The sequence below is a fragment of the Haloarcula litorea genome (assembly GCF_029338195.1).
Classification (GTDB): domain Archaea; phylum Halobacteriota; class Halobacteria; order Halobacteriales; family Haloarculaceae; genus Haloarcula; species Haloarcula litorea.
On sequence record NZ_CP119779.1, the window covers coordinates 1501251 to 1523624 of the forward strand.

Annotated in this window: 26 protein-coding genes and 1 tRNA gene; 15 read left to right on the forward strand and 12 right to left on the reverse strand. The window is 70.6% G+C overall.

The window, feature by feature from the left end:
• Positions 1-6 precede the first annotated feature (6 nt).
• A complete protein-coding gene (locus tag P0592_RS07960; RefSeq protein WP_276273740.1) occupies positions 7-903 on the reverse strand; it encodes an MBL fold metallo-hydrolase in 897 nt (298 codons plus the stop codon).
• Between the two features lie 102 nt (positions 904-1005).
• Between P0592_RS07960 and serS the strand changes: the two genes are divergently transcribed.
• Positions 1006-2388, forward strand: coding sequence for a serine--tRNA ligase (serS, locus tag P0592_RS07965; protein WP_276273741.1), 1383 nt, complete (start codon positions 1006-1008; stop codon positions 2386-2388).
• Here serS and P0592_RS07970 read toward each other — a convergent pair.
• From P0592_RS07970 to P0592_RS07980, 3 genes are all read right to left on the reverse strand, one after another.
• Positions 2385-2858: an NUDIX hydrolase gene (locus P0592_RS07970; RefSeq protein WP_276273742.1), complete on the reverse strand. Its 474-nt coding sequence runs from the start codon at positions 2856-2858 to the stop codon at positions 2385-2387. The genes serS and P0592_RS07970 overlap by 4 nt on opposite strands.
• A gap of 186 nt (positions 2859-3044) precedes the next feature.
• Entirely contained in the window at positions 3045-3380 is a 336-nt protein-coding gene (locus P0592_RS07975; protein WP_276273743.1) for a nuclear transport factor 2 family protein, read from the reverse strand.
• Positions 3373-4812, reverse strand: coding sequence for a redoxin domain-containing protein (locus P0592_RS07980; RefSeq protein ID WP_276273744.1), 1440 nt, complete (start codon positions 4810-4812; stop codon positions 3373-3375). The genes P0592_RS07975 and P0592_RS07980 overlap by 8 nt, the downstream gene beginning before the upstream one ends.
• Before the next feature lie 89 nt (positions 4813-4901).
• Between P0592_RS07980 and P0592_RS07985 the strand changes: the two genes are divergently transcribed.
• Entirely contained in the window at positions 4902-5417 is a 516-nt protein-coding gene (locus P0592_RS07985; RefSeq protein ID WP_276273745.1) for a DUF367 family protein, read from the forward strand.
• 159 nt (positions 5418-5576) lie between these two features.
• Here P0592_RS07985 and P0592_RS07990 read toward each other — a convergent pair whose 3' ends face one another.
• Positions 5577-6638: an enolase-like domain-containing protein gene (locus P0592_RS07990; protein ID WP_276273746.1), complete on the reverse strand. Its 1062-nt coding sequence runs from the start codon at positions 6636-6638 to the stop codon at positions 5577-5579.
• 82 nt (positions 6639-6720) lie between these two features.
• Between P0592_RS07990 and P0592_RS07995 the strand changes: the two genes are divergently transcribed.
• Positions 6721-6870, forward strand: coding sequence for a 50S ribosomal protein L40e (locus tag P0592_RS07995; protein WP_276273747.1), 150 nt, complete (start codon positions 6721-6723; stop codon positions 6868-6870).
• 45 nt (positions 6871-6915) lie between these two features.
• Here P0592_RS07995 and P0592_RS08000 read toward each other — a convergent pair whose 3' ends face one another.
• Entirely contained in the window at positions 6916-7527 is a 612-nt protein-coding gene (locus P0592_RS08000) for an MBL fold metallo-hydrolase (RefSeq protein WP_276273748.1), read from the reverse strand.
• Between the two features lie 84 nt (positions 7528-7611).
• Here P0592_RS08000 and P0592_RS08005 point away from each other — a divergent pair, with 84 nt between their 5' ends.
• The 6 genes from P0592_RS08005 to P0592_RS08030 all read left to right on the forward strand — a co-directional run bounded on the left by P0592_RS08005 (position 7612) and on the right by P0592_RS08030 (position 11340).
• Positions 7612-8520 (forward strand): hypothetical protein, encoded by a 909-nt coding sequence (locus P0592_RS08005; RefSeq protein ID WP_276273749.1) that lies wholly within the window; start codon positions 7612-7614, stop codon positions 8518-8520.
• A gap of 52 nt (positions 8521-8572) precedes the next feature.
• Entirely contained in the window at positions 8573-9292 is a 720-nt protein-coding gene (locus P0592_RS08010; RefSeq protein ID WP_276273750.1) for a ThuA domain-containing protein, read from the forward strand.
• Between the two features lie 101 nt (positions 9293-9393).
• The gene (locus P0592_RS08015) at positions 9394-9579 is read left to right on the forward strand and encodes a DUF5786 family protein (RefSeq protein ID WP_276273751.1); all 186 of its coding nucleotides are present in this window, start codon (positions 9394-9396) and stop codon (positions 9577-9579) included.
• A gap of 79 nt (positions 9580-9658) precedes the next feature.
• A complete protein-coding gene (locus tag P0592_RS08020) occupies positions 9659-10210 on the forward strand; it encodes an endonuclease dU (RefSeq protein WP_276273752.1) in 552 nt (183 codons plus the stop codon).
• A gap of 63 nt (positions 10211-10273) precedes the next feature.
• Positions 10274-10861 (forward strand): uracil-DNA glycosylase, encoded by a 588-nt coding sequence (locus tag P0592_RS08025; protein ID WP_276273753.1) that lies wholly within the window; start codon positions 10274-10276, stop codon positions 10859-10861.
• Between the two features lie 41 nt (positions 10862-10902).
• Entirely contained in the window at positions 10903-11340 is a 438-nt protein-coding gene (locus P0592_RS08030; RefSeq protein WP_276273754.1) for a RidA family protein, read from the forward strand.
• Here P0592_RS08030 and P0592_RS08035 read toward each other — a convergent pair.
• Genes P0592_RS08035 through P0592_RS08045 form a run of 3 tightly spaced genes read right to left on the reverse strand, consistent with a single transcriptional unit; the run spans position 11337 to position 14233 of the window.
• Positions 11337-12326 (reverse strand): PhnE/PtxC family ABC transporter permease, encoded by a 990-nt coding sequence (locus P0592_RS08035; protein ID WP_276273755.1) that lies wholly within the window; start codon positions 12324-12326, stop codon positions 11337-11339. The two genes, P0592_RS08030 and P0592_RS08035, sit on opposite strands and share 4 nt — an antisense overlap.
• Positions 12323-13138: a phosphonate ABC transporter ATP-binding protein gene (gene phnC / locus P0592_RS08040; RefSeq protein WP_276273756.1), complete on the reverse strand. Its 816-nt coding sequence runs from the start codon at positions 13136-13138 to the stop codon at positions 12323-12325. Before phnC ends, P0592_RS08035 begins: the two co-directional genes overlap by 4 nt.
• 39 nt (positions 13139-13177) lie before the next feature.
• Positions 13178-14233 carry a phosphate/phosphite/phosphonate ABC transporter substrate-binding protein gene (locus P0592_RS08045; RefSeq protein ID WP_276273757.1) on the reverse strand — a complete coding sequence of 352 codons (1056 nt, stop codon included), beginning with the start codon at positions 14231-14233 and terminating at the stop codon, positions 13178-13180.
• Between the two features lie 275 nt (positions 14234-14508).
• On the opposite strand from P0592_RS08045, the gene hisH reads away from it, so the two are divergent.
• Positions 14509-15159 carry an imidazole glycerol phosphate synthase subunit HisH gene (hisH, locus tag P0592_RS08050; protein WP_276273758.1) on the forward strand — a complete coding sequence of 217 codons (651 nt, stop codon included), beginning with the start codon at positions 14509-14511 and terminating at the stop codon, positions 15157-15159.
• Between the two features lie 286 nt (positions 15160-15445).
• Here hisH and P0592_RS08055 read toward each other — a convergent pair whose 3' ends face one another.
• Entirely contained in the window at positions 15446-17077 is a 1632-nt protein-coding gene (locus tag P0592_RS08055) for a potassium channel family protein (protein WP_276273759.1), read from the reverse strand.
• Between the two features lie 275 nt (positions 17078-17352).
• Here P0592_RS08055 and ilvA point away from each other — a divergent pair, with 275 nt between their 5' ends.
• The 3 genes from ilvA to P0592_RS08070 all read left to right on the forward strand — a co-directional run bounded on the left by ilvA (position 17353) and on the right by P0592_RS08070 (position 18995).
• A complete protein-coding gene (gene ilvA / locus P0592_RS08060) occupies positions 17353-18564 on the forward strand; it encodes a threonine ammonia-lyase (RefSeq protein WP_276273760.1) in 1212 nt (403 codons plus the stop codon).
• A gap of 117 nt (positions 18565-18681) precedes the next feature.
• Positions 18682-18885, forward strand: coding sequence for a DUF7981 family protein (locus P0592_RS08065; RefSeq protein ID WP_276273761.1), 204 nt, complete (start codon positions 18682-18684; stop codon positions 18883-18885).
• 28 nt (positions 18886-18913) lie between these two features.
• Positions 18914-18995, forward strand: a tRNA-Ser gene (locus tag P0592_RS08070).
• Positions 18996-19038: 43 nt separating this feature from the next.
• On the opposite strand, the gene P0592_RS08075 is transcribed toward P0592_RS08070, so the two are convergent.
• Both P0592_RS08075 and P0592_RS08080 read right to left on the reverse strand, forming a co-directional pair.
• Complete coding sequence (locus P0592_RS08075) at positions 19039-19296, reverse strand: DUF7577 domain-containing protein (protein WP_276273762.1); 258 nt, start codon at positions 19294-19296, stop codon at positions 19039-19041.
• A 109-nt stretch (positions 19297-19405) separates the two neighbouring features.
• Positions 19406-19780: a VOC family protein gene (locus P0592_RS08080; protein ID WP_276273763.1), complete on the reverse strand. Its 375-nt coding sequence runs from the start codon at positions 19778-19780 to the stop codon at positions 19406-19408.
• Between the two features lie 84 nt (positions 19781-19864).
• Between P0592_RS08080 and P0592_RS08085 the strand changes: the two genes are divergently transcribed.
• Complete coding sequence (locus tag P0592_RS08085; RefSeq protein ID WP_276273764.1) at positions 19865-21259, forward strand: PAS domain-containing sensor histidine kinase; 1395 nt, start codon at positions 19865-19867, stop codon at positions 21257-21259.
• Between the two features lie 57 nt (positions 21260-21316).
• The gene (locus tag P0592_RS08090) at positions 21317-22291 is read left to right on the forward strand and encodes an aldo/keto reductase (RefSeq protein ID WP_276273765.1); all 975 of its coding nucleotides are present in this window, start codon (positions 21317-21319) and stop codon (positions 22289-22291) included.
• Positions 22292-22374: the final 83 nt, after the last annotated feature.

Below are 22374 nucleotides of genomic sequence, written 5' to 3' on the forward strand. Positions count from 1 at the left end.
CGGAGGCTATCGGTCCAGCGACACCAACACGCCCCGGACGTTCATCGCGACCTCCGCGCGGGCCTTGCGGTCCCCCCAGATCTCGGGCGTCTCGACGGTCTCGACGAAGTGGTCGACGACCGCGTCGTCGTCGCCCAGCTCCGCGCGCTTGGTCTCGACGTCGGCGACCCAGGCTTCCAGCTTCGCCGCGTACTCGTCCAGGCGGTCGGCGGTCGGGGCCGGCCCGAAGTGGCCGTACAGCAGCGTCGCCGGATCGAGGTCCCGCAGCCGCTCGACGTCGGCGAGCGCCCCGTCGAGATCGAAGTTCACCGGCGGGGTGGTGACGTGGACCTCGTCGGTCGAGGGCGCGTAGATGCCGGCGGCGTCGGCCGTGAACACGCCGTCGATCGCGGGGTCGTGGAAGACGACCTGGTGGGGGGCGTGGCCCGGCGCGTGGATCGCCGCCAGCGTGTGGTCGCCCAGGTCGATCTCGTCGCCGTCGCTCAGCTCGACGATTCGGTCCTCGGGGACCGGCTCGGGTTCGACGTAGTACTCGATCTGGTCGCCGACGGCCTGCTTGGTGCCCGCCCAGAGCCGCGAGGGGTCGGCGAGGTGGGGCACGCCGATCTCGTGGACGTACGCGGTCGCCGACGGACACTCTTCGAGGAGGAGGCCCGCGCCGCCGGCGTGGTCGAGGTGGACGTGCGTGAGCGCGATCACTTCGAGGTCCTCGGGGGCGACCCCGACCTCGGCCATCGCGTCGAGGATCCGCTCGTAGTTGGTCCCGATGCCGGTGTCGACCAGCGCCGGCCGCTCGGCGTCGACGATGTACACCGAGCCGTACTCGGGCACGTCGTACATCCCGGTGTCGACGTAGTGGACGTCCGGGCAGTGCTCGGCGTCGTAAACGTCACCGATTGCCATACCGTGAGACCGACCGGGAGCGAGAAAACCGTTGTGCCGGCGGCGCGCGGCGAGGCACGCGCGACCGACACGACTAATTTCCGCCGCCGAGAAGCCGCGGGTATGTTATCGAGACAGTTCGTCCGGGAGAACCCCGAGACGGTCCGGGACGCCATCGAGCGCAAGGGCGTCACGGGCGTCGATCTCGACGAGATCCTCGACATCGACGAGGAGTGGCGCGAGCTGAAGGCGGAGGGCGACGGGCTCCGCCAGCAGCGCAACGAGGTCTCCAGCGAGATCGGCGCTCTCAAACAGGAGGGCAAGGAGGAGGAGGCCCAGGCGGCGATCGAACGCTCCCAGGAGCTCAAGGCGGAACTCCAGGCCGTCGAGGAGCGGGCCGACGAGCTGGAGACCGAACTCGAAGAGCGGCTGCTGGAACTGCCGAACGTCCCCCACGAGTCGGTCCCGACCGGCGACGACGAGAGCGACAACGTCGAGCGCTACCGGCGCGGCTTCGAGGACCTGCGGGACCTGCCCGACGAGGTGGTCCCCCACTACGACCTGGGCGAGGAACTTGACATCCTGGACTTCGAGCGGGGCGCGAAGGTCACGGGCGGCGGCTTCCAGTTCGTGAAAGGCGAGGGTGCCCGCCTCGAGCACGCGCTGGTGCAGTTCATGCTGGACGTCCACCGCGAGCAAGGGTACGACGACGTGCTCCCGCCGATCCCGGTCAACTCCGCGTCGATGCGGGGCACCGGCCAGCTCCCGAAGTTCGACGAGGACGCCTACCGCGTCGGGGCGCGCCAGGACGACGACTACGACGACGACGACCTCTGGCTGCTGCCGACGGCGGAGGTCCCCGTGACGAACATGTACCGCGACGAGATCCTGCTGGACGGCGACCTCCCGGTCAAACACCAGGCGTTCTCGCCGAACTTCCGGCGGGAGGCCGGCGAACACGGGACCGAGACCCGTGGCTACGTCCGCGTCCACCAGTTCCACAAGGTCGAACTCGTCAACTTCGTCCGGCCCGAGGACAGCTACGACCGCCTCGAGGGGCTGCTCTCGGAGGCCGAGGAAGTGCTGGACCGGCTCGGGCTCCCCTACCGCGTGCTGGACATGTGCACCGGCGACATGGGGTTCACCCAGGCGAAGAAGTACGACATCGAGGTGTGGGCACCCGGCGACGACATGGCGGACGGCCCCGAGGTCGGCGGCCGCTGGCTCGAGGTCTCCTCCGTGTCGAACTTCGAGGACTTCCAGGCCCGGCGGGCCGGCCTGCGCTACCGGCCCGAGCGCCACGAGTCCGCGGAGTACCTCCACACGCTCAACGGCTCCGGGCTGGCGGTCCCGCGGGTGCTGGTCGCCATCCTGGAGTACTACCAGAACGAGGACGGCACGGTGACCGTGCCCGAGGCGCTCCGGCCGTACATGGGCGGACGGGAGGCCATCGAGGGGTCGGAGAAGCTGGGCGAGAGCGCGCTCGGCGCGGGCGAGAAGGACTAGTCGCCGGCGGACGCCGCCGCCGGGACCGCCGTCTCGTGCCGGCAGACGTGGCGGACCTGCGGGAGCGTCGTCGGGGGGACCGCCGACGGCCGGACCCACCGGGCGTCGAGGATCCCCTCCGTCGCGTCGGGGGTCACCGGCGACAGCAGGTCGCAGTCGAAGACGGTGTAGGCCGACACCGTGGCGTCGAGGCTCTCGTGGGCGTACCAGAACTCCGTCACCGGCCGCCCGACCCGGGCCCGGCAGTGGAGTTCCTCGTCGAGCTCCCGTCGCAGTCCCTCGCCCAGCGTCTCGCCGTCGTGGACGCCACCCCCGGGGAGTGTCCAGAACGGCGTCCCGTCGGCGTGGCGCTCCTTGACCAGCAGCACCGTCGACCCGGTGGTCACGAGTGCCTTCGCGCCGGGCCGGAGTCGGTACTCGCCGTCGGTCGTCGCGTCGTGGGTGGGGGGCTCTCGAGGGCGGTTCGCCATGTACCAGTCACATACCGTGTTGGGGCATAAACAAATGGTGGCTACCCGGACGGCGACGGCGGCGCTTCGGCGAGAGTAGCGGGCGGTTACGCGGGTAGGCGCTCTGTTACCGATCCCCACTCCCGGGTCGACGCGGGGACCGACGTCGCCCCCGCTCGACCGGTCGGCCGTTCGGTCCCGGCGTCGCTACCGGGTGTAGGTCTCGATCCGGTCGACGCGGCCGTCGGCGAAGGTGAACACGTCGACGAACCGGACGATGGGGTCGCCGTCGGCGTCGAGCAGGCGACCCCGGACCGCAACGGCGTCGTCCCGCCGGAAGACGCCGTCGATCGGGTGCGTGGTGTCGGTCCGGGGCCGCCCCTCGCGCATGAACCGGACGAACCGCTCGCGGCCCTCGATGGTCCGGTCGGGCCGGTCGTGGACGAACGACTCGGCGAGCAATCCTCGCAGCCGGTCGTAGTCGCCGCCGTCCAGCGCGCGGTAGTAGGCCCGCGCGGTGGCGGCTCGGTCGCCGTCACTCATCGCGGTCGTCCGCCGCGGGGTCGGTCAGTTCCAGTTCGCCGTCGGCGGCTGGCTCGTCGTCCGCTCCCGCGTCCGGCCCGTCGGCCGCCGCGTCGTCGGCGTCGGTCCCGTCCGTGTCGGGCGTGTCCGGCCCGTCGTCCCGGCGGTCGGGCGCGGCGGGTCCCGACGCGTCGCCGGCGGCAGTCGACCCGCCGTTTCCGCCCTCGGCGTCGTCGGGGGTCGGCGGCGCGTCGACCATCGAGGTCGGCTCCTCGGTGACCGCCTCGGGCGTCGGCTCCGGGTCGGTCGCCTCCAGTTCCGCCTGTATCTCGGCGATCTCGTCGTCGCCGATCGCGTCGTGGTCGCCGTCGTCCGCACCGGCGACGGACGGGTCCCCCTCCGCCGGCCCGTCCTCGGCCACCGCCCCGGTCGCGCCGTCGTCGCGTCGCTCCGACTGGTCGCCCCCGACCGTCTCCGACGCGTCGTCGATGTCCACGTCCAGCGTGGCGTCGGGGGCGGGCTCCTCAGCGGGGAGGATGCCGTCGCCGTCGTCCGGCGCGGACGTGGTCAGGTCGTCCACCGCCGGGGGCCAGGGGCCGTCCGGGTCCGGCGGCTCCTCGTAGTCGCGGGCGGTCCCGAGCGGTCGCTCGGCGTCGTCGCGGAGCTCCTGGCCGCGGGCACCGCTGCCGCTGGAGTAGGCGCTGGCCGACCCCGCCAGCCAGTCGGCGGCCTGCCAGAGGGCGCTGGCCTTCGTCTTGGCCCCCTCGTAGACCGGCGATAGGGAGTCGTCGTCGCCGAACCGGACGGCGGTGTCGAACTGTGACTCGGCCTCCGCGAACTCCTCGCGGGCCCGCTGGAAGTCCGACTGGGCCAGCATCCACTCGGAGTCGCCGAAGGCGTCCATCGCCGACGTGAACGCTCGACGACCCTCCGTGTAGTGGGCGTGGCCGACCCGGTAGCGGGCGAAGGCCGTGTCGTCGCCGCCGGTGTCGGCGATGGCGTCCTTGATCGGCTCCACGTCCGGGAGTACGGTCGGATCGTCGGTGTGCCAGGCGTAGCGGACGACGCCGTCGTGGTCGACGACGGCGACGGCCCGTTCGAGCAGGTGCTGGCCGATGTCGTCGACGAACCCGAGGTCGTACGCCTCGGCCACCGCGCCGTCGGTGTCGGCCAGCAGCGGCACCTTGAGGTCGTAGCGGTCGGCGAACGCCCGGTGGCTGTGGACGGAGTCCGGGCTGATCCCGAGGATGGTCACGTCCTTCTGCATCGTGAAGAGGTCGAGCTCGTCCAGACCGCAGGACGTCTCGTCGCAGGCGGGGTTGAAGTCGGCGGGGTAGAACGCGAGGATGACCACGTCATCGCCGAGGAACTCCCCCAGCGACACGCGGCGTCGCTCGCCGTCGACGAGGCCCGGGAGCTCGAACGCCGGTGCCTCCGTCCCCTCCGAGAGCATACCGACCGTCCGGCCTGTCGCCACTTAACGGTGTTCAGTCCCGAACGCGGAGCGGGGCGCTTTTGCCGCCGCGAGCGGTACGCTCGGGCGTGGAACTGCACGTCAGGTACGAGGGCGACGACGACCCCGAGAAGTGTAGCGCCCGGAAGCTCGCGCGGTTCGACCTCGCGGAGCTGCACCGCGCGACCCGGTCGACGCCGCCGGGGATCGTCCTCAACCCCTTCGCCGAGCGGGCGCTGTCCCCGGCCGACGCCCCGCGGGCCGGCGACGGCGCGCGCCACGAGCGGCTGGTCGCGCTGGACTGCTCGTGGGAGACCGCCGAGCGGGAGGCGTTCGATCTGGAGGGGGTCCACCGGTCGCTGCCCTTCCTCGTGGCCGGCAACCCCGTCAACTACGGGACGGCGTTCCAGCTCAACACCGTCGAGGCCTTCGCCGGCGCGCTGTGTATCCTCGGGGAGCGCGACCGGGCCGAGGAGCTCCTCGCGAAGTTCTCGTGGGGTCACACGTTCCTCGAACTGAACGAGGAGCCGCTGCGGCGCTACGCCGACTGCGAGGACTCGGCGGACGTGGTCGCCGTCCAGGACGACTACCTCGCCGAGGAGTGACTACCGGACGCTCGGTTCGCGCAGCGGCGCGTCGCAGTGCGGACAGGCCTGCCGGGCTTCGGCCTCGAAGACGTCCTCGATACGCTCGCCGCAGGCGCGACATCGCAGGTGGGATGTCATGCGAGTCGATACCACGCCGCCGGACTTGTAAACACGCCATCAGCTATCAGGGTCGCCGAAGCCGACGCCGATCCCGCGGGGGTCGGTCGGGGGCGCGAGCGGACTCGCCGGCAGGTCGCCCGAGAGGCCGGGGTCGTTGTACCCGCCGGGGGCCACGTCGTTCGGGGCGTCGGGGTAGCACAGCGACGCCAGCGCCTGGACGTGGTCGCGGCCGACGCCGAGTTCGAACTGGCCGCCGCCGTACAGCCGGATGCCCTCGCGCTCGCAGTGGGCGATCGTGTCGAGGACGGACTCGACGGTGCCACACCGCGAGGGTTTCATGTTGAGCCAGTCGGGCTCGAACGGCAGCGCCTCGATGCTCTCGACGCCCGTGATCGGCACGTCCCAGGTCACCCGCTCCTCGCGCCCCTCGAAGACGGGCCGGGTCTCGTCGGTCAGGCCGGGGTCCTCGACCAGCGCGTCGGGGAGGGCGTCGACCACCCGGCGGTAGAAGTCGGCGTCGACGGTCACCTCGACGCCCTCCGTGTCGTAGAGCCCCTTCAGGTCGAGCACGCGGACGTCGTAGTCGGCCAGTTCGCTCAGCAGATCGTCGTCCCACTCGGGCGTGGGGTCGAGCTTGAACGCGAGGTCGCCGTGGACCGCCAGCAGGTCGTCCAGCCGGTCGGTGGTCGGGGGCTCGTTCTCGCCGCCCAGGCGGGTCGAGACGACGAACTCGACGGGGTCGTAGTCGCGGTCCAGCGCCGCCCCGAGGCTGGTGTCGGCCTGCTTCAGCGCCAGGTCGAGCGCGGCGCTCTCGAAGGCCCAGCGCCGGTAGTGGTGGAAGCGGTCCTCGTCGGGCGGCTCCGGCCACAGGTCGGCGTCGTCGAGCGCCGCCGAGAACGAGTCGACGGTGTACTCGCCCGCGAGGTCGACGCTGTGGTCGGCCAGCGCCTCGTGGGCCTCGTTGGTGTAGGTCACGTCCTCGCCCCGGCCCGTCTCCCCCGCACCCGAGAGCTCGACGGTGGTCGTCGCGCGGTCGAACCCGCTTGAGGTCGCCCGCTCGCGGGTCTCGAAGGTGCAGTCCTCGACGGTCAGCGACAGGTCCGCCACGCGGTCGTACATACCCCGACGGAGGTGCCCCCGCCCCAAAACCGGCCCGGTCGGAAACTGAAAGCTTAAACGGCCCGACTGGCAACCCGGACGTATGGCTAGCTTCGAGGAAGCGTCAGACCGACTCCTGAACAAGCAGATCTGTATGCGCTGTAACGCCCGCAACCCCCAGCGCGCCCAGCAGTGCCGGAAGTGCGGCTACGGGAAGCTCCGCCCGAAGGCCAGCGAGCCCCGCAGCGCCTGAGGCGGCCCCGCTCGACTTCTCCGCACTCCCGCCCCGCCAGCGGCGCTACTCGTCGGGGTACTTCGGCTCGCGGCGCTCGGCCCGCTCCAGCGCCCGCTCGACGACCGCGCGCACGTCGCCGTGGAAGACGCCGCCGTGGCCGGCGTACATGTGCTCGACGCCGTCGGGCAGCCGGTCCAGCAGGTCCCGGATGCTCTCGATGAGCCGCTCGCGGGACTGGCCCGGGTAGTCGGTCCGGCCGAACGAGCCGTCGTCGAACGCGCCGTCGTCGTGGACGACCACGTCCCCGGAGAACAGCGACGCCTCCGAGACCAGCGAGACGTGGTCGTCGGCGTGGCCCGGCGTGTACGCCACCTCGCAGGCCTCCTCGCCGACGACGATCTCGTCGCCGTCCCGGAGGGCGGTGTCCCGGCGCGCGTGGTCGCCGTAGGCGTACAGGTCGGCGTCGAACGCGTCCAGCACGGCGTCGAGCTGCTCGACGTGGTCCCCGTGCTGGTGGGTCAGGACGACGCGGTCCAGCGCGTCGGTGTGCTCGCGGATCGCCTCGACGACGCCGTCCATCGCGCCCGCGTCGACGAGCGTCGGGGCCTCGCCGAGCGCGAGGTAGGCGTTGCAGGTGAACGTCTCGGCGTCGGCGGTGACGTTGTGGACCTCCATAGCCGGGGTGTGGGGCGCGACGGGTTTGAGTGTACGGCCCGTAGCGACAGAAGACACTTGTCGCGGCCCGCAGGAGCCTCGGCCGTGCAACGCCCGCCCGCTCCCGCCGCCTCCTCGCCGCCGGTGCGCCCCTCCCGCCGCGCCCTCCTCGGCACGGTCGCCGCCCTCGCCAGCGCCGCCCTCGCCGGCTGTGGCGGGGGCGGGAAGCGGACGGAGCTCGTGCTCAGGCGCGCGGACGAGGCGGACGAACTCGTCGCCGCGCCGGCGCGTCGCCTGCGCGAGGACCAGGTCGCGCTCGTCCGGACGGCGGCGTCCGACGACGGCGCGGCGACCGCCTACGGCTACGAGCCGTTCGCCGGGACGGCGTTCGTCCGCGTCGACGGCACGTACTACCGGGTCCGGACCGAGACCGCCGGCACCGCGACCGTGGCGAAGCCGGTCCTGTCGGTCGAGCCGAACCCCGACGCCGCCGACGCCGTCCCGCTGGACCGCTACGGCGGCCACGTCGCCGAACTGGTCGCTCCGCTGACCGAGCGGGACCAGACCCGGGTCCTCCACCCGACGCCCAGCGGCGGGGCGGCGCTCCTGCCGGAGCCGCGGTACGGCAACGTCACGTGGGAGAACGGGACCTACCGCCTCAGGGTCGAACAGCGACGGGTCGAGCAGCGGGTCCACCGGGTCCGGGCGACCGCCGCGGGCGACGACCGCGAGGCGTTCCTGGCCCACCTCCGCGAGGCGGTCGTCACGGACCACCTCTCGCCGGCGGCGTTCGATCCGGAGGCACGCGAGATCCTCCGGACGGCGATCGACGACGCGTACAGCGAGGAGCGGGCTCACGACGAGTCGTTCAGCGAGCCCTTTCGGACCGTACTCGAGGCCGTCCGGGACAGCGGAGTGGCGGTCGGCGGGAGGAGCGACCCGGCGACGTACCTGGTCGTCTACGACGGGCTGCTCTACCGGGCCGAACTGTCCGCCTCGGTCTCGGAGTTCTGACGCCCCCACTCGCAACCGCGGCCCCTATGTGTCGGGCCGCGAATCACGACCCATGGTCTCAGTCACCGTCTGGAACGAGTACGTCCACGAGCGGGAGGACGACGCCGTCGCCGAGGTCTACCCCGACGGCATCCACGCCACCATCGCCGACGCGCTGGCCGAACGGGGCCACGAGACGCGGACGGCGACCCTCCAGGAACCGGAGCACGGCCTCACGGAGTCGGTGCTGGACGACACCGAGGTCTTGACCTGGTGGGGCCACGCCGCCCACGACGAGGTCCGCGACGACGTGGTCGAGCGGGTCGCCGAGCGGGTCCAGGACGGGATGGGGCTGCTCGTCCTCCACTCGGCACACGCCTCGAAGCCGTTCAAGCGGCTGCTCGGGACGCCCTGTGACCTCACCTGGCGGGAGGTCGGCGAGCGCGAGCGGCTGTGGGTCGTCGACCCCGGCCACCCCATCACCGACGGGCTGGACGACTCCCTGACCGTCGAGGAGGCCGAGATGTACGGCGAACCGTTCGGCGTCCCCGAACCCGACCGGCTGGTGTTCACGTCGTGGTTCGAGGGCGGCGAGGTGTTCCGATCGGGGTGTTGCTACCGCCGAGGCCGCGGCCGGCTCTTCTACTTCCGGCCGGGCCACGAGACCTACCCCATCTACCACCGCGACGACGTCCAGCGCGTGCTGGACAACGCCGTCCGGTGGGCGCGCCCCCGCGAGGGAGCCGACGCCCACGCCGGCAACCGCAACGTCGAGCCCCGCGAGTCGCTCTAGGCGGAGCCTACGACGGTTGTCGTGGTATCACGTCCCAAGAATCAAATCCTGTAATCCGCCGAGCCATTTTTCAACCCGAATTGCATAGTTGTACACGTACTATGGGGTTCGGGAGCTACGACGAGTCAGAACAAGAGAACCAGGAGTACGACACGGACTTCGAAGACGAGGACGGGCACGACGCGGAGGACAACGCCCACGAGGGCGACGTGGAGTACGAGTTCACCGCGTCGAACGACGAACTTCTGGACACGCTCAAAGACATCAAAGACCAGTCGAACACGTGAGCCCGGCTGCCGTCCCCGTGTCCCGGGACGACCGCACGCAGCCGTGCGGTCGGGTCGGGCCGGACCCGCGGCAGCTCGTATGAAAGCCGGGGCGCGGGCCCTCGGCGTGGCCGAGTCGTATCGGGACGAGACCAGCCGGCTCGCGGGGACGGTCGTCCGCGCGAGCAGAGTCGTCGACGGCTTCGTCTTCGGCCGGTGTACGGTCGGCGGGACCGACGCGACCGACGCCGTCTGTGAGATGGTCGCGCGGCTCGACCGCGAGGACGTGCGCTGGCTGTTGCTTGCCGGAATCGCCCCCGCGTGGTTCAACGTCCTGGACCTCCGGCGCATCCACGACCGGACGGGGCTGCCGACCCTCTCGGTGAGCTTCGAGGCCTCGCCGGGGCTGGGCCCGGCCATCCGCGAGGCGTTCGACGACCCCGCGACCGTCCGGGACCGGCTCGACACCTACCGCGCCCAGCCCGACCGCCGCCCGGTGTCGGTCGGCGACGACACGCTCTACGTGCGCGCGGTCGGCGTCGACGACGATCGGGCCGCCGAAGTCGTTCGCGCGTTCACGCCGGAGGGCGGCCGGCCGGAGCCGCTCCGCGTGGCCCGGCTCGCGGCCCGCGGCCTGCTCGACGCCGACTGATCGGCCGCCGTCCCGCGGCCCGCGACCGACGGGGTTGATACGGCCGGCCGCCCACCGTCGGGTATGGGACAGATGGACGGGCTCGACGTGGTCGCCTGCGAGCGCTGCGAGGAACTCTGTGACTCGCGCTCGCGCATCGTCAACGGCGTCGGTCCCGCCGACGCGGACCTCCTGTTCGTCGGCGAGGCCCCGGGTGCCAACGAGGACGAGCAGGGCGAACCGTTCGTCGGCCGCAGCGGCGACGTACTGGACGAGACGCTCCGCGAAGCCGGGCTGGACCGCGGGGACGTGCGCATCACCAACTGCGTGCGCTGCCGGCCGCCGGACAACCGCGATCCGCGCGAGGCGGAACTGGCGAACTGCCGGGAGTACCTGGAGACGGAGGTCGACCGCGTCGACCCCGAACTCGTCGTCACGCTGGGGAAGGTGCCCGCCGAGCACCTGCTGGAGCGGGACGTGGCCGTCACCGGCGCGGCCGGCGACGTGTTCGACGCGACGCTCGCGGGCGAACCCCGCCGGGTGATGGTCTGTGTCCACCCGGCGGCGACGCTGTACGACCCCAGTCAGCAGGAGACGTTCGAGGCGACCCTGCGGGCGGCCGCGGAGTTCACCGACGACGAGAGCGGCCAGCGGCGGCTCGGCGACTTCTGAGCACCGCCACGGCCAAGACGGTGGCTACCCCACCGACACCTATGCGGAAACTCCACCTCGGCCCCGGGCTGGGCGAACTCGACGACGGGACGGACCCGGCGATGTCCGTCGGCGTCGCGACCGAGCGGGCGACCGGCACCGACCTCCGGCTGTCGGGGCTCGTCCACCCGGACGGGACGCCGGTCGAGCAGGCCCGGCACGTCTTCGAGACCGTCGCGGACGTGGTCGTGAACGACCTGGGCGGGGCGACGGGCGACGTGACGATGCTGCGGTTCTACGTGCGAAGCGACCGGCTCACCGACGCCCTCAGACGGGAGCTGCACGCGGTCCGTCGGGAGTTCTTCGACGCGCCCGAGTTCCCGGCCGCGACGATGGTGGGCGTCGACGAGCTGGTCCACGACGACGCGGCCGTCGAGATCGAGGCGGCGGCGTTCGTCCCGGACGGGGAGTGGACCGTCGAGACGGTCCGGCCCGACTAGGCGTCCTTCGAGCGGCCGACCCACTTGTCGGCGTTCAGCAGGTCCTTCAGGCCCTCGACGAAGCCCTTGCTCTCGTGTTCGCTGGGGCGCAGGCGCGCCCGGATGCGCGAGGAGAGCAGCTCGATGGAGAGGACGACGATGAACACCATCACGATCCCGGCGGCGGTGTTCTGGAACTGCAGGAGGTCCTGCTGGTTCCGGATGTAGAGGCCGAGGCCGCCGGCACCGACGACGCCCAGCGAGATGGCGATGCGGGTGTTGATCTCCAGGATGTACAGCGTCCACGCGATGAACGACCGGGAGACCTGGCTCAACATCCCGAAGCCGACGGTCTGGGTCCGGGAGGCACCCGTCGAGCGGATGGCCTCGATCGGCCCCTCGTCGACCTCCTCCAGCTCGTCGGTGAAGAGGCGACCGAGGTTCCCGATCGTGTCGGTGGCGATGGCCAGCACGGCCGTCGCCTGGCTCGGCGGGCCGAAGGGGATGAACAGGAAGATCCAGACGATGGCGGGGATGGCGCGGATGGCGCTCATCGTCCCGCGGAAGATGAAGTTGAACGGGAACGGCGTCACCTGCTCGCTGCCCAGCACGCCGAAGACGAGCGCCGGCAGGAAGCCCAGCACGGTCCCGAGGAAGCCGAGCAACAGCGTGACGATGCTCGCCTTCACGAGCGTCAGCCGCGGGGAGGCCAGCGTCTCGGCGAGGCGCGAGGGCACGAGGCTCGCCGGGATCGCCTGCAGGCCGGTGATGCCCTGGTTCTTCGTGTAGACGGTCATCGCGCCGAAGTTCGGCGGGAAGAACGCGCCGATGAAATCGACGAAGCCGGGGATACCGGCGCGGATCTCGCCGAGGTCGAAGCCGATGAACCCGAGGCCGAAGACCGTCGTGGCGACGATGCCGAGGATCAGCAGGACCGCCGCCACCTGCCTGATGACCCGCGTGCGACGGAGGTTGTTGAGCTGTGCGGAGACCGCGTCGTCGCTCACGCGGACTCACCTCCGTCGGCCGACGCCGGCGGGGTGTCGCCCAGCTGCTCGCCGTCCTCGACGCCGATACTGGTCTGCGTGTCGCCGTCGCCACCCTCGCCGTAGTAGATGCGGTCGACGACGTCCATCGTCAGGTCCTCGCGGTCGCCCTCGAAGACGACCTCGCCGTCCCGGACGCCGATGAAGCGGTCGCCGAACTCGCGGGCGATGTTGACCTGGTGGAGGCTCGTGATGGCGGTCAGGTCGCGCTCGTCGGCGGCCTGCTTCATGTAGTCCATCACGTCGCGGGCGGCCTTCGGGTCGAGGCTGGCGACGGGTTCGTCGGCCAGCAGCAGACTCGGCTGCTGGACCAGCGCGCGGGCGATGCCGACGCGCTGTTTCTGACCGCCGCTCATCGAGCCGGCGCGCTGGCCGGCCTCCTCCAGGAGACCGACGGTGTCCAGCGCCTCCAGGGCGGTTCGCTTGTCCGACTCCCCGTGCCAGGTGAGGACGCTCCGGAGCAGGCCGTTGCGAGCGAGCGCGCCGGTCAGCGCGTTCTGGAATGCGCTGCGGCTCTCGATGAGGTAGTGTTCCTGGAACACCATCCCGACGTCGTCGCGAGCGCCCGTCGCGGACTGGCCCTCGATGGTGACTGCCCCCTCCGTCGGGTTGGTGAGCCCGTTCAGGACACGGAGGAACGTCGACTTCCCCGCCCCGGAGGGACCGAGCAACACGACGAACTCACCGGCCTCGATGTCGATGTCGATGTCGTCGAGGGCGACGGTGTCCTCCCCGTACACCTTGGTCACGCTGTCGAAACTAACTGCGGGCATATGTGTGGTGAGAAAATCCTTGGTGATAAACCAGGTGGGTTACTGCTCGAAGAAGTCCGCACCGACGCCGAGGGTCTCGGCCTTGTCGATGACGTCCTGGTAGGTGTCGACGTCCGCCTCGCGGACGGCGCTGAACCAGAGATCGTCGTCGGTCCCGTCCTCGCCGTCGGCACCCTGGTAGACGCGGTCCGGGGCCTCGAGGAAGGCCGTCTGGATGGCGTCCTGTGCGTCGTCGTCGAGCGCGCTACTGACGACGATGGGGGCCCGCGGCAGCCCGGTGTCCTCGTGGAGCGTCGTCGCGACCTCCTGCCACTTCTCGGGGGTCGGGCCGGTCTTGGTGTCGCGGACGAACCCGCCCATCGCGGCGGCGTCGACCTGCCCCTGCTTCAGCAGGGTGTACGACTGGACGTGACCCCCGGCGAAGGTGGGCGTGAAGTTGGCCTGCGACCCGTTGCCCTCCGGGAGGTTGCCGACGTCGATGCCGGCCTCTTTCATCGTCGCCGTCGGGTAGAGGAAGCCGCTGGTCGAGAGCGGGTCGCTGAACGCGACGTTCTTGCCCTCGAGGTCCTCGACGCTGCCGATGTCGCTGCCGTTGCGGACGGCGATGAGGCTCTTGTAGGTCCAGGTGCCGTACCCCTTCCGCTGGAGGATGACCTCGGAGTTGCCGGTCTGGTGGCCGACCGCGGCGGCGAACGGGCCGGTCTCGGCGATGTCGGCGGTGCCCTGGCCGAGCGCCTGGATGACGGCGCTGTAGTTGCTCCCGATGTTCATCTTCGCGTCCAGCGCCTCGGGCACGTCGTAGTTCTCCGTGACGTAGCGCTCCAGGTAGTCCCGGAGCGGCGCGTACTGGACGTAGAGGTTCGACTGCGGGACGCTCGGCGAGAGGTTGAAGTTCAGTTCCTCGTTCCCGCCGAAGGTCACTTCGGGCCCCGACGGCGTCGAGGTCGCGGTGTCTTCGCTCTCGGAACCCCCGTCCGAATCGCTCTCGGTCGAACCGCCGTCGCCGCCCGAACCCCCGTCACCGGAACAGCCAGCCAGTAGTCCAGCGGTACCGAGCGCGCCCACGCCTTTGATAAAGCTTCTCCGCTTACGCATATGCACGCGTTCAGAGTTGAGTGAGTAAAGCGTTCCTATGTCTTTTGTATCGTGGTATGAACCGGTATATTTCTTCCGCACGTCTATATAGCGAACACTCCGGGGGGAGTGACCGCCTGTGACGGGCCGGTCACAGGGGGTGCGTCCACCGGGCGATCACGAGCCGTCGTCCCCGAGGCCGCGTCGCGGCGAGTCGCTCGACGCCGCCGTCGGCCGGTGACGCGGGTGTTGCACGAAGGGGAAGCCACTTGACGGCCCTGCGCGTACGTCCGGGTATGAACGTGAGACAGACGACCGCCGACGTGGTGGTCGTCGACTACGGGCTGGGGAACCTCCGGAGCGTCACGCGCGGCCTCGAACGCGCGGGCGCGGACGTGACCCTCTCCGAGGACCCCGCCGAGTTCGACGCCGCCGACGGCATCGTCCTCCCCGGCGTCGGTGCCTTCTCCGAGGGGATGGACAACGCCGGGCCGTTCCGGGACGCGCTGGTCGAGCAGGCGGAGTCGGGGACGCCCCTCTTCGGCATCTGTCTCGGGATGCAGATGCTCCTGACCACCAGCGAGGAGGCCGACCACGCCGGCCAGGGCGACGCCGAGGGCCTGGACCTGATCCCGGGGGAGAACGTCCGGTTCAGCCGCGACCAGACCGTCCCGCACATGGGCTGGAACGAACTCGACGTCCGGCGCGAGCACCCGCTCGTCGAGGGCGTCGACGGCCAGTACGCCTACTTCGTCCACTCCTACTACGCCGTCCCCGACGAGGAGGACGCCGTCGTCGCGACCACCGACTACGGGACCGACTTCGCCTCCATCGTGGCCGACGAGACCGGCACCGTCTTCGGCACGCAGTTCCACCCCGAGAAGTCCGGGGAGACGGGGCTGCGCATCCTCCGGAACTACGTCGACTACTGCGTCGAGCAGCGGTAGATAGGGGTCGCAGTGCGGAGGCGGTTGGGATGCGGTGGCGGCCACAGTGCGGAGGCGGTTGGGATGCGGTGGCGGCCACAGTGCGGAGGCGGTTGGGATGCGGTGGCCGGGAGTCGCCTCCGTGCGACGACCCGGGGGAGGGCAGGTCAGCCCGAGTACATACCGCGCCGGAGGCGCGGTTTCACGCGAATCGCGGAGCGATTCGCGCTTTTTCGCCCACGTTTTTCGAGGAGGGTACCCGCAGCGAGCGAAGCGAGCGAGGACACCCGACGACGAAAAAGGTGGTTCAGTAGCGCTCGGTGAACCGGTTCACGTCCCCGTCGGTGCCGGCGATGACGAGCTTGTCGCCGCGCTGGACCGCGACGTCGGGGCCGAGGTCGGTGAGGACGGTGCCGTCGCGCTCGATGGCGACGACGGTACACCCGGTCCGGGAGCGCACGTCGGCCTGGCCGAGCGTCGTCCCCGCGAGGCGGCCGGCGTCGGTCCGGACGATCTCGACCTGCTGGTCCATCGAGATGACGTCCTCGTCCTCCAAGATGGTGGAGGCGAGCATCCGGCCGCTGACGGTCGCCAGCGAGAGGACGTAGTCGGCCCCGGCGCGGTACATCTTGGTGACGTTCTCGGTCTCCTCGGCGCGGGCGATGACCTCGACCTCCGGGTTGAGGTCCCGGACGACCAGGGTCGCGAACTCCGTGTCGGTGTCCTCCGAGAGCGCGAGGATGACCGTGCGGGCGTCGGCGACGCCGGCCGCCGAGAGGTCGTCGGGTTCGGTGGCGTCGCCGACGACGTCGACCCCGGCCTTGTCGGTCCTGTCGAGGACGGTGTAGGGGACGCCGGCGTCCTCGAGGTCGGCGGTGATCGACTGGCCCACCTCGCCGTGGCCGACGACGATGGTCTCGCCGCGGCGGAACCCCCGGACGCTGGAGAGGGTCTTCTGCTTGAGCGCCTGCAGCTGTGCGGCGGTGCCCGAGACCAGCAGGACGGTGCTGCCGTCGAGCTCGGCGTCGGGCGAGGGCGGACTGACGAACTCGCCGCGGAACCACGCGCCGATGACGTTGACCCCGGTCTCCTCGCGGATACCGCTCTCGGCCAGCGTCGTGCCGATGAGCTCGCTCCCGCGGTGGACGGGCAGCTCGGCGATGTCGAAGTCCTCGCCGATCTCGAAGTCCTCGCCCAGCGTCGTCGAGACGCCCGTCGTGACCTTGCTGGCGAGGCTCTCGCCCAGCAGACCCCGCGGGGAGAGCACGTCGTCGGCACCCGCGAGGTCGTGGTACCGCGCTCTGCCGGGCTCCTCGACGACGCTGACGGTGTGGACGGACTCGTCGACCTCGCGTGCCGTCAACACGATGCTGGTGTTGACCTGGTCGGCCGCGTCGGCGACCAGCGCCCGGGCGGCCGAGAGCCGGGCGCGCTCCAGCCCGTCGACGGACTGGGGGTCGGCGTTGACGACCCGGTACCCCTCGTCGTAGAGGTCGTCGGCCCGGTCGTCGTCGGGTTCGACGACGACGTAGTCGACGTCCCAGGACTCCAGTTCGGTGACGAGCGTCTCGCCACGCGGCGTGAAGTGACAGATGACGACGTGGTCGGAGAGGCCGTCCTCGACGGTGGTGGGGGCGCGGGTCTCCATGGCCTCCTCGAACAGGGGGAACAGCAACACGGGCAGCGCGAGGAAGATGAGGACGACGCCGACGACGTCCATCGTGATGACCAGCAGGCGCATCCCGGTGCTCTCCCAGGGGGCGTCCGAGCCGAAGCCGGTGGTGGTGAACGTCTCGACGACGACCTGCAGCGAGTGGAGGAACTCGCGGGGGCGGTTCTCGAAGACCGACATCCCGTAGTCGTACGCGACGGCGAACACGAGGACGATGCCCGTGAGGCCGACCACGTACCCGAGCGTCCGCCGCTGCCACGTGTCCATCTATCCCTAGCTTGCAGAGGCCGTGTAAAACAGTTCCCCACCGGCTCCCCGGCCGCGGCGGTACGTGCCCGTTGCCGGGCGTCCGACGGCGGTCTGACGGCGTCGCGACGCGGTTCCCGTCTCCCGGTTACACTTTCACTCCGGTTCGCGTGGGTTTAAGTACCTCCGACGGTTCGGTTCGACTGCAGTCACACGCTCTCCCCTACGTTTTCACCGGGCCGAACCGACAGCGACGTCGCCGGACAGTTAACACCCCCCAGCGAGTAAGGCCGGCTATGCTCTCGTTCGAGGACGTTCTCGCGGCGCGCGACCGGGTCGCCGAGACGGCTCGGCACACACCGCTCGACTACTCGCACACCTTCTCGGCGATGACCGGCGCGGCGGTCCACCTGAAACTCGAGCTGTTCCAGCGGACGGGGTCGTTCAAGATCCGCGGTGCGACCAACCGCATCGCCACGCTCTCAGACGAGGAGCGGGCACGCGGCGTCGTCACCGCCAGCGCGGGCAACCACGCCCAGGGCGTGGCGCTGGCGGCGACCCGCATCGGCGTCGACTCGACCATCGTGATGCCGGAACACGCCCCCATCTCGAAGGTGAAGGCGACCCGGAGCTACGGCGGCGAGGTGGTCCTCCACGGCGAGGACTACGACACCGCCGCCGAGAAGGCCCACGAGATCGAGCGCGAGGAGAGACGGACGTACGTCCACGCCTTCGACGACGACCACGTGATGGCCGGCCAGGGGACCATCGGGCTGGAGATCTACGAGGACCTGCCGGGCGTCGACACCGTCGTCGTCCCCATCGGCGGCGGCGGTCTCGTCAGCGGGATCGCGACGGCGCTGAAGGGGAAAGACGAGGACATCCGCATCGTCGGCGTCCAGGCCGAGGGGGCCGCGAGCGTCGCCGAGTCGCTGCGGCGGGGCGAGCGCGTCGAGCGCGACAGCGTCGAGACCATCGCGGACGGGATCGCCACCCGCACGGTCGGCGAGCGCACGTTCGAGGTCATCCGGGAGCGCGTCGACGAGGTGGTGACGGTCTCGGACTCGGAGATCGCCGTGGCCCTGACGACGCTGCTGGAGCGGTCGAAGACCCTGACGGAGGGCGCGGGGGCCGTCGCGCTGGCGGCGGTCACCGAAGAGAAGTTCGACTACGCCGACGACGAGACGATCGTCCCGGCGCTCTGTGGCGGCAACATCGACATGAACACGCTGACCAACGTCGTGATGCGGGGCCTCGTCGAGACGGGTCGATACCTCAAGATCAAGACCGTGCTCAAGGACCGCCCCGGCGCGCTTGAGCGGCTGGTCGAGATCCTCTCGGAGGAGCAGGTCAACATCTACGGCATCGAGCACGACCGCACGAGCCGCGACGTGGCGATGAACGACGCCGAGGTGGAGCTGGACCTGGAGACGCGGGGGCCGGACCACGTCGACGACCTGCTGGCGTCGCTGCGGGCCCACGGCTACGAGGTCGAGGTGCTGGTCTGACGGCGGTTTTTTGTCCGTGGGGCCCCGCTCCGGTGGTATGAGCGAGAGATACGTCGTCCGCACCGACTCCCCGTCGAAGGGTGTCGCCGCCGAACTCGGAGCGGCAACGGTCGCGTGATGGACCCCGCCACCAAGTCCAGCCTGCTGTGGGGCGTCGTCGGGGCGCTGTCCTTCCTCGTGCTCGTCCAGGGGTACGAACTGTTCGCCGGGGTCGGCGTCGCCGTGACCGCGAAGGCCGGCGTCGCCCTGGCCGTCGGGGCCGCTGCGGCCCTGTTGACCCACGTCGCTCGGGATCGCCTGCCGGGAAACGAAAGCCCTTAACCGACTCACCCCACACTCCCACCTGCGAGCCAGGATGGCCGAACGGTAAGGCGCACGCCTGGAAAGCGTGTTCCCTTCCGGGATTCTGGGTTCAAATCCCAGTCCTGGCGCTTCTCCCGAGTCCGACCCGCCAGCGGCGCGTCCCGCACATACTCACAGCTGTCCGGCACACTCCCGACAGTAGCGGAACGCGGCGTCGTTCTCGGTCCCGCAGTTCGGACAGCGACGACGGCCCGTCGCCGGGTCGGGTGGCGTCCCGTCGCGACCCTCGGCCGGTGGCTCGGACGCGCCCTCGCGCAGGCGGTCGCGGCCGTCACGAAGGATGCCCAGCAACACCGGGACGGCGGCCGCCAGCGCGGCGACGAGGACGAGGGCCATCCCGAGGACGTAGAGTTCGACGGCCGAGACCATACCGTGTCTACGGTTCTCACACGGGTAGCTCCTGTGGCCCCGTCTCGGGCGACGACACGACCGCCAGACTGCGGGCGGTCGATGCGGAGCGGACGTCCGGCGATCTCCCTCAGCCGGTCCGATAGAACTCCAGGGTGTACCCCTCGGGGTCCTCGACGAAGGCCGCGTAGGCGTCGGCGGCGTCGATCTCGACCGGCTCGACCACGGGTGCAGCGCCGGCCTCGACGGCGGCCTCGTAGGTCGCGTCCACGTCGTCGACGGTGAACGCGACGTGGTCGGTGTCGGCCCGCGACGGGGCGATCGGCGTCGTCCGATCGGGGTCGTGGCGCAGTTGCAGGTCGCCGTCGCCGCCCCCGGCGGCGACGTAGACGTTCTCGACCCCGTCGAGCGTGAACCGGTTCGTCTCCTCGAACCCGAGCGCCCCGTAGAACTCCAGCGCGCGGTCGAGGTCCGACACCCAGATGGCGACGTGTGCGAGGTCCATACGCGTGCTGTGGGGCGTCCCCGCGGATCACTGTACCGGTCGGAGCGTCGCTGATTTACAACTGGAGTATAAATAGCATCGTAGATGAAGGCGACCGCACCCACCGAGTTGCTCCTCGAGTACACGCAGGACAAGCTCGCGGTGGTCGACGAGTCGGGGACCTACACCTACGTGAACGCGGCCGCCGAGCGGCTCCTGGGGTTCGACCGCGAGGCGCTCCTGGGGACGAACGCGTTCGACTACGTCCACCCGGCGGATCGGTCGAGCGTGCTCGCGGACTTCGAGTCGGTCGTCGGGACCACGTCGTCGTTCGCCGCGGAGACGGCGACCTACCGCCACCGGACCGCCGACGGCGACTGGGTGTGGCTCGAGAGCCGCCTGTCGAACCTGACCGACCAGCAACTGGAGGGGTACGTCGTCAGTTCCCGGGAGGTCACGGACCGGATCGAGGCCGAACGCGAACGGGCGGCGACGGATCAGCGGCTCCGGGAACTGGCCGACACGACCGACGACGTCCTGTGGATGTTCGACGGGGACTGGTCGGAACTGCTGTTCTGTAACCCCGCGTACGAGGCAGTGTACGGCCGCCCGATCGGCGATCTCGAGGCCGACCCGACGGAGTTTCTGGAGTGCATCTACCCGCCGGACCGACCGGCCGTCGAGGCGGCGATGGACCGGCTCGCCGCCGGCGAACAGGTCGACGTGGAGTACCGAACCAACCCCGAGCGGGACTACGGCACCTGGGTGTGGGTACAGGGACAGCCGATCGTCGAGGACGGCGAGGTCGTCCGTATCGTCGGGTTCTCCCGCGACGTGACCGACCGGCGACGCCGGGAACGACAGCTCGTGGTGCTGGACAACTTCCTCCGGCACAACATCCGCAACAGCCTGAACGTCGTCAACGGGAGCGCAGAGGCGCTCGAAACGCACGCGGACGACGACGTCGCCCACCGGGCGCGGCTGATCCGGCGTGCGGGCGAGGGGCTCCTGCGGACGGCCGAGAAACAGCGCGAGATCACGCGGGTCATCAGCGAGCAACCGCAGGTGACGGCGGCGGACCTCGCGACGGTCGTCCCCGAGGCGGTCCGGCCGCTCCGGGAGCGGTACCCGGACGCACGCATCGAGGTGATCGCGCCCGACAGCGCCGTCGTCGACGGGCCGAAGGAACTGGGCTGTGCCGTCGCCGAACTGGTCGAGAACGGGGTCCGTCACGACAGCTCCGGGGAGCTCCAGGTCCGTGTGACGGTCGAACCCGCCGGCGACGGCGTCGAACTGACCGTCCGGGACACCGCGCCGCCGATCCCCGAGATCGACCGCCAGGTCCTCCTCGGCGACCACGATATGTCATCGGTCAACCACAGCCGCGGCCTGGGCCTGTGGCTCGTCTACTGGGTGGTCGACGTCGCCGGCGGGACCATCGACCACGACAGCGACGAGACGGGCAACGTCGTGACCATCCGGCTCCCCCGACCCGACTGAGCCGGCACGCGCCGCCGCGGGGCGTGCGTATTTGTCTCCTCGGCCGCTGGCGTCCGTATGGAGTACACGACCCTCGGCTCGACCGGGATGGAGGTCAGCAAGGTCTGTCTGGGCTGTATGAGCTTCGGGAGCGACCGCGAGTGGATGCTCGACGCCGACGAGGGCCGGGACCTCGTCGAGCGGGCCATCGAACTCGGCGTGAACTTCTTCGACACCGCCAACGTCTACTCGGGCGGCGAGAGCGAGGCGATCCTCGGGGACGTGCTGTCGGAGTACGACCGCGACGAGCAGGTCGTGGCGACGAAGGTCCGGTTCCCGGGGGCCAGCGACCACCGGAACGCCCGCGGCCTCTCGCGGAAGACCGTCGAGCAGGAGCTGTCGAACTCCCTCGATCGACTGGGGATGGACACCGTCGACCTCTACCAGATCCACCGCTGGGACCCCGACACGCCCATCGAGACGACGCTGCGGGCACTCGACGACGCCGTCCGGCGCGGCCAGGTCCGGCACATCGGGGCTTCCTCGATGTGGGCCAGGCAGTTCCAGCGCGCGCTGCACGTCAGCGACCGCGAGGGCCTGGCCCGCTTCGAGACGATGCAGAACCTCTACCACCTCGCCTACCGCGAGGAGGAACGCGAGATGCTGCCGCTCTGTGACCGCGAGAACGTCGGCGTCGTGCCGTGGAGCCCGCTGGGTGCTGGCTACCTCGCCCGGCCACACGACGAGTTCGACGCGACGACCCGGGGGGTCCACGAGAACGAGAACGCCGAGGTGCCCTACGACGAGGGACCGGGCAGCGAGGCGATCAACGAACGCGTCGGCGAACTCGCCGCCGAGTACGGCGTCACTCGCGCCCAGATCGCGCTGGCCTGGCACTTCGAGAACGAGTACACCACCGCGCCCATCGTCGGCACCTCAAGCGTCGAGCACCTGGAGGAGGCCGTCGAGGCGCTGGAGATCGACCTCTCGGCGTCCGATATGGAGTACCTCGAGGAGCCGTACGAGCCGGTGCCGGTGTACGGGCACGAGTAGGGAGGGGCCGAGCGTCAGCGAGGGCCCTCCGAAAGCGAGCGGCGACAGCCGCGAGCGCGACGACCCGCGGAACGGGAGCGGAG

What these genes read in the sequence shown, in the direction of transcription:
- P0592_RS07960 (WP_276273740.1), bottom strand. Translation starts at nt 903, where the DNA reads ATGGCAATCGGTGACGTTTACGACGCCGAGCACTGCCCGGACGTCCAC.
- serS (WP_276273741.1), top strand. Translation starts at nt 1,006, where the DNA reads ATGTTATCGAGACAGTTCGTCCGGGAGAACCCCGAGACGGTCCGGGAC.
- P0592_RS07970 (WP_276273742.1), bottom strand. Translation starts at nt 2,858, where the DNA reads ATGGCGAACCGCCCTCGAGAGCCCCCCACCCACGACGCGACGACCGAC.
- P0592_RS07975 (WP_276273743.1), bottom strand. Translation starts at nt 3,380, where the DNA reads ATGAGTGACGGCGACCGAGCCGCCACCGCGCGGGCCTACTACCGCGCG.
- P0592_RS07980 (WP_276273744.1), bottom strand. Translation starts at nt 4,812, where the DNA reads ATGCTCTCGGAGGGGACGGAGGCACCGGCGTTCGAGCTCCCGGGCCTC.
- P0592_RS07990 (WP_276273746.1), bottom strand. Translation starts at nt 6,638, where the DNA reads ATGTACGACCGCGTGGCGGACCTGTCGCTGACCGTCGAGGACTGCACC.
- P0592_RS07995 (WP_276273747.1), top strand. Translation starts at nt 6,721, where the DNA reads ATGGCTAGCTTCGAGGAAGCGTCAGACCGACTCCTGAACAAGCAGATC.
- P0592_RS08000 (WP_276273748.1), bottom strand. Translation starts at nt 7,527, where the DNA reads ATGGAGGTCCACAACGTCACCGCCGACGCCGAGACGTTCACCTGCAAC.
- P0592_RS08010 (WP_276273750.1), top strand. Translation starts at nt 8,573, where the DNA reads ATGGTCTCAGTCACCGTCTGGAACGAGTACGTCCACGAGCGGGAGGAC.
- P0592_RS08015 (WP_276273751.1), top strand. Translation starts at nt 9,394, where the DNA reads ATGGGGTTCGGGAGCTACGACGAGTCAGAACAAGAGAACCAGGAGTAC.
- P0592_RS08020 (WP_276273752.1), top strand. Translation starts at nt 9,659, where the DNA reads ATGAAAGCCGGGGCGCGGGCCCTCGGCGTGGCCGAGTCGTATCGGGAC.
- P0592_RS08025 (WP_276273753.1), top strand. Translation starts at nt 10,274, where the DNA reads ATGGGACAGATGGACGGGCTCGACGTGGTCGCCTGCGAGCGCTGCGAG.
- P0592_RS08030 (WP_276273754.1), top strand. Translation starts at nt 10,903, where the DNA reads ATGCGGAAACTCCACCTCGGCCCCGGGCTGGGCGAACTCGACGACGGG.
- phnC (WP_276273756.1), bottom strand. Translation starts at nt 13,138, where the DNA reads ATGCCCGCAGTTAGTTTCGACAGCGTGACCAAGGTGTACGGGGAGGAC.
- P0592_RS08045 (WP_276273757.1), bottom strand. Translation starts at nt 14,233, where the DNA reads ATGCGTAAGCGGAGAAGCTTTATCAAAGGCGTGGGCGCGCTCGGTACC.
- hisH (WP_276273758.1), top strand. Translation starts at nt 14,509, where the DNA reads ATGAACGTGAGACAGACGACCGCCGACGTGGTGGTCGTCGACTACGGG.
- P0592_RS08055 (WP_276273759.1), bottom strand. Translation starts at nt 17,077, where the DNA reads ATGGACACGTGGCAGCGGCGGACGCTCGGGTACGTGGTCGGCCTCACG.
- ilvA (WP_276273760.1), top strand. Translation starts at nt 17,353, where the DNA reads ATGCTCTCGTTCGAGGACGTTCTCGCGGCGCGCGACCGGGTCGCCGAG.
- P0592_RS08065 (WP_276273761.1), top strand. Translation starts at nt 18,682, where the DNA reads ATGGACCCCGCCACCAAGTCCAGCCTGCTGTGGGGCGTCGTCGGGGCG.
- P0592_RS08075 (WP_276273762.1), bottom strand. Translation starts at nt 19,296, where the DNA reads ATGGTCTCGGCCGTCGAACTCTACGTCCTCGGGATGGCCCTCGTCCTC.
- P0592_RS08080 (WP_276273763.1), bottom strand. Translation starts at nt 19,780, where the DNA reads ATGGACCTCGCACACGTCGCCATCTGGGTGTCGGACCTCGACCGCGCG.
- P0592_RS08085 (WP_276273764.1), top strand. Translation starts at nt 19,865, where the DNA reads ATGAAGGCGACCGCACCCACCGAGTTGCTCCTCGAGTACACGCAGGAC.
- P0592_RS08090 (WP_276273765.1), top strand. Translation starts at nt 21,317, where the DNA reads ATGGAGTACACGACCCTCGGCTCGACCGGGATGGAGGTCAGCAAGGTC.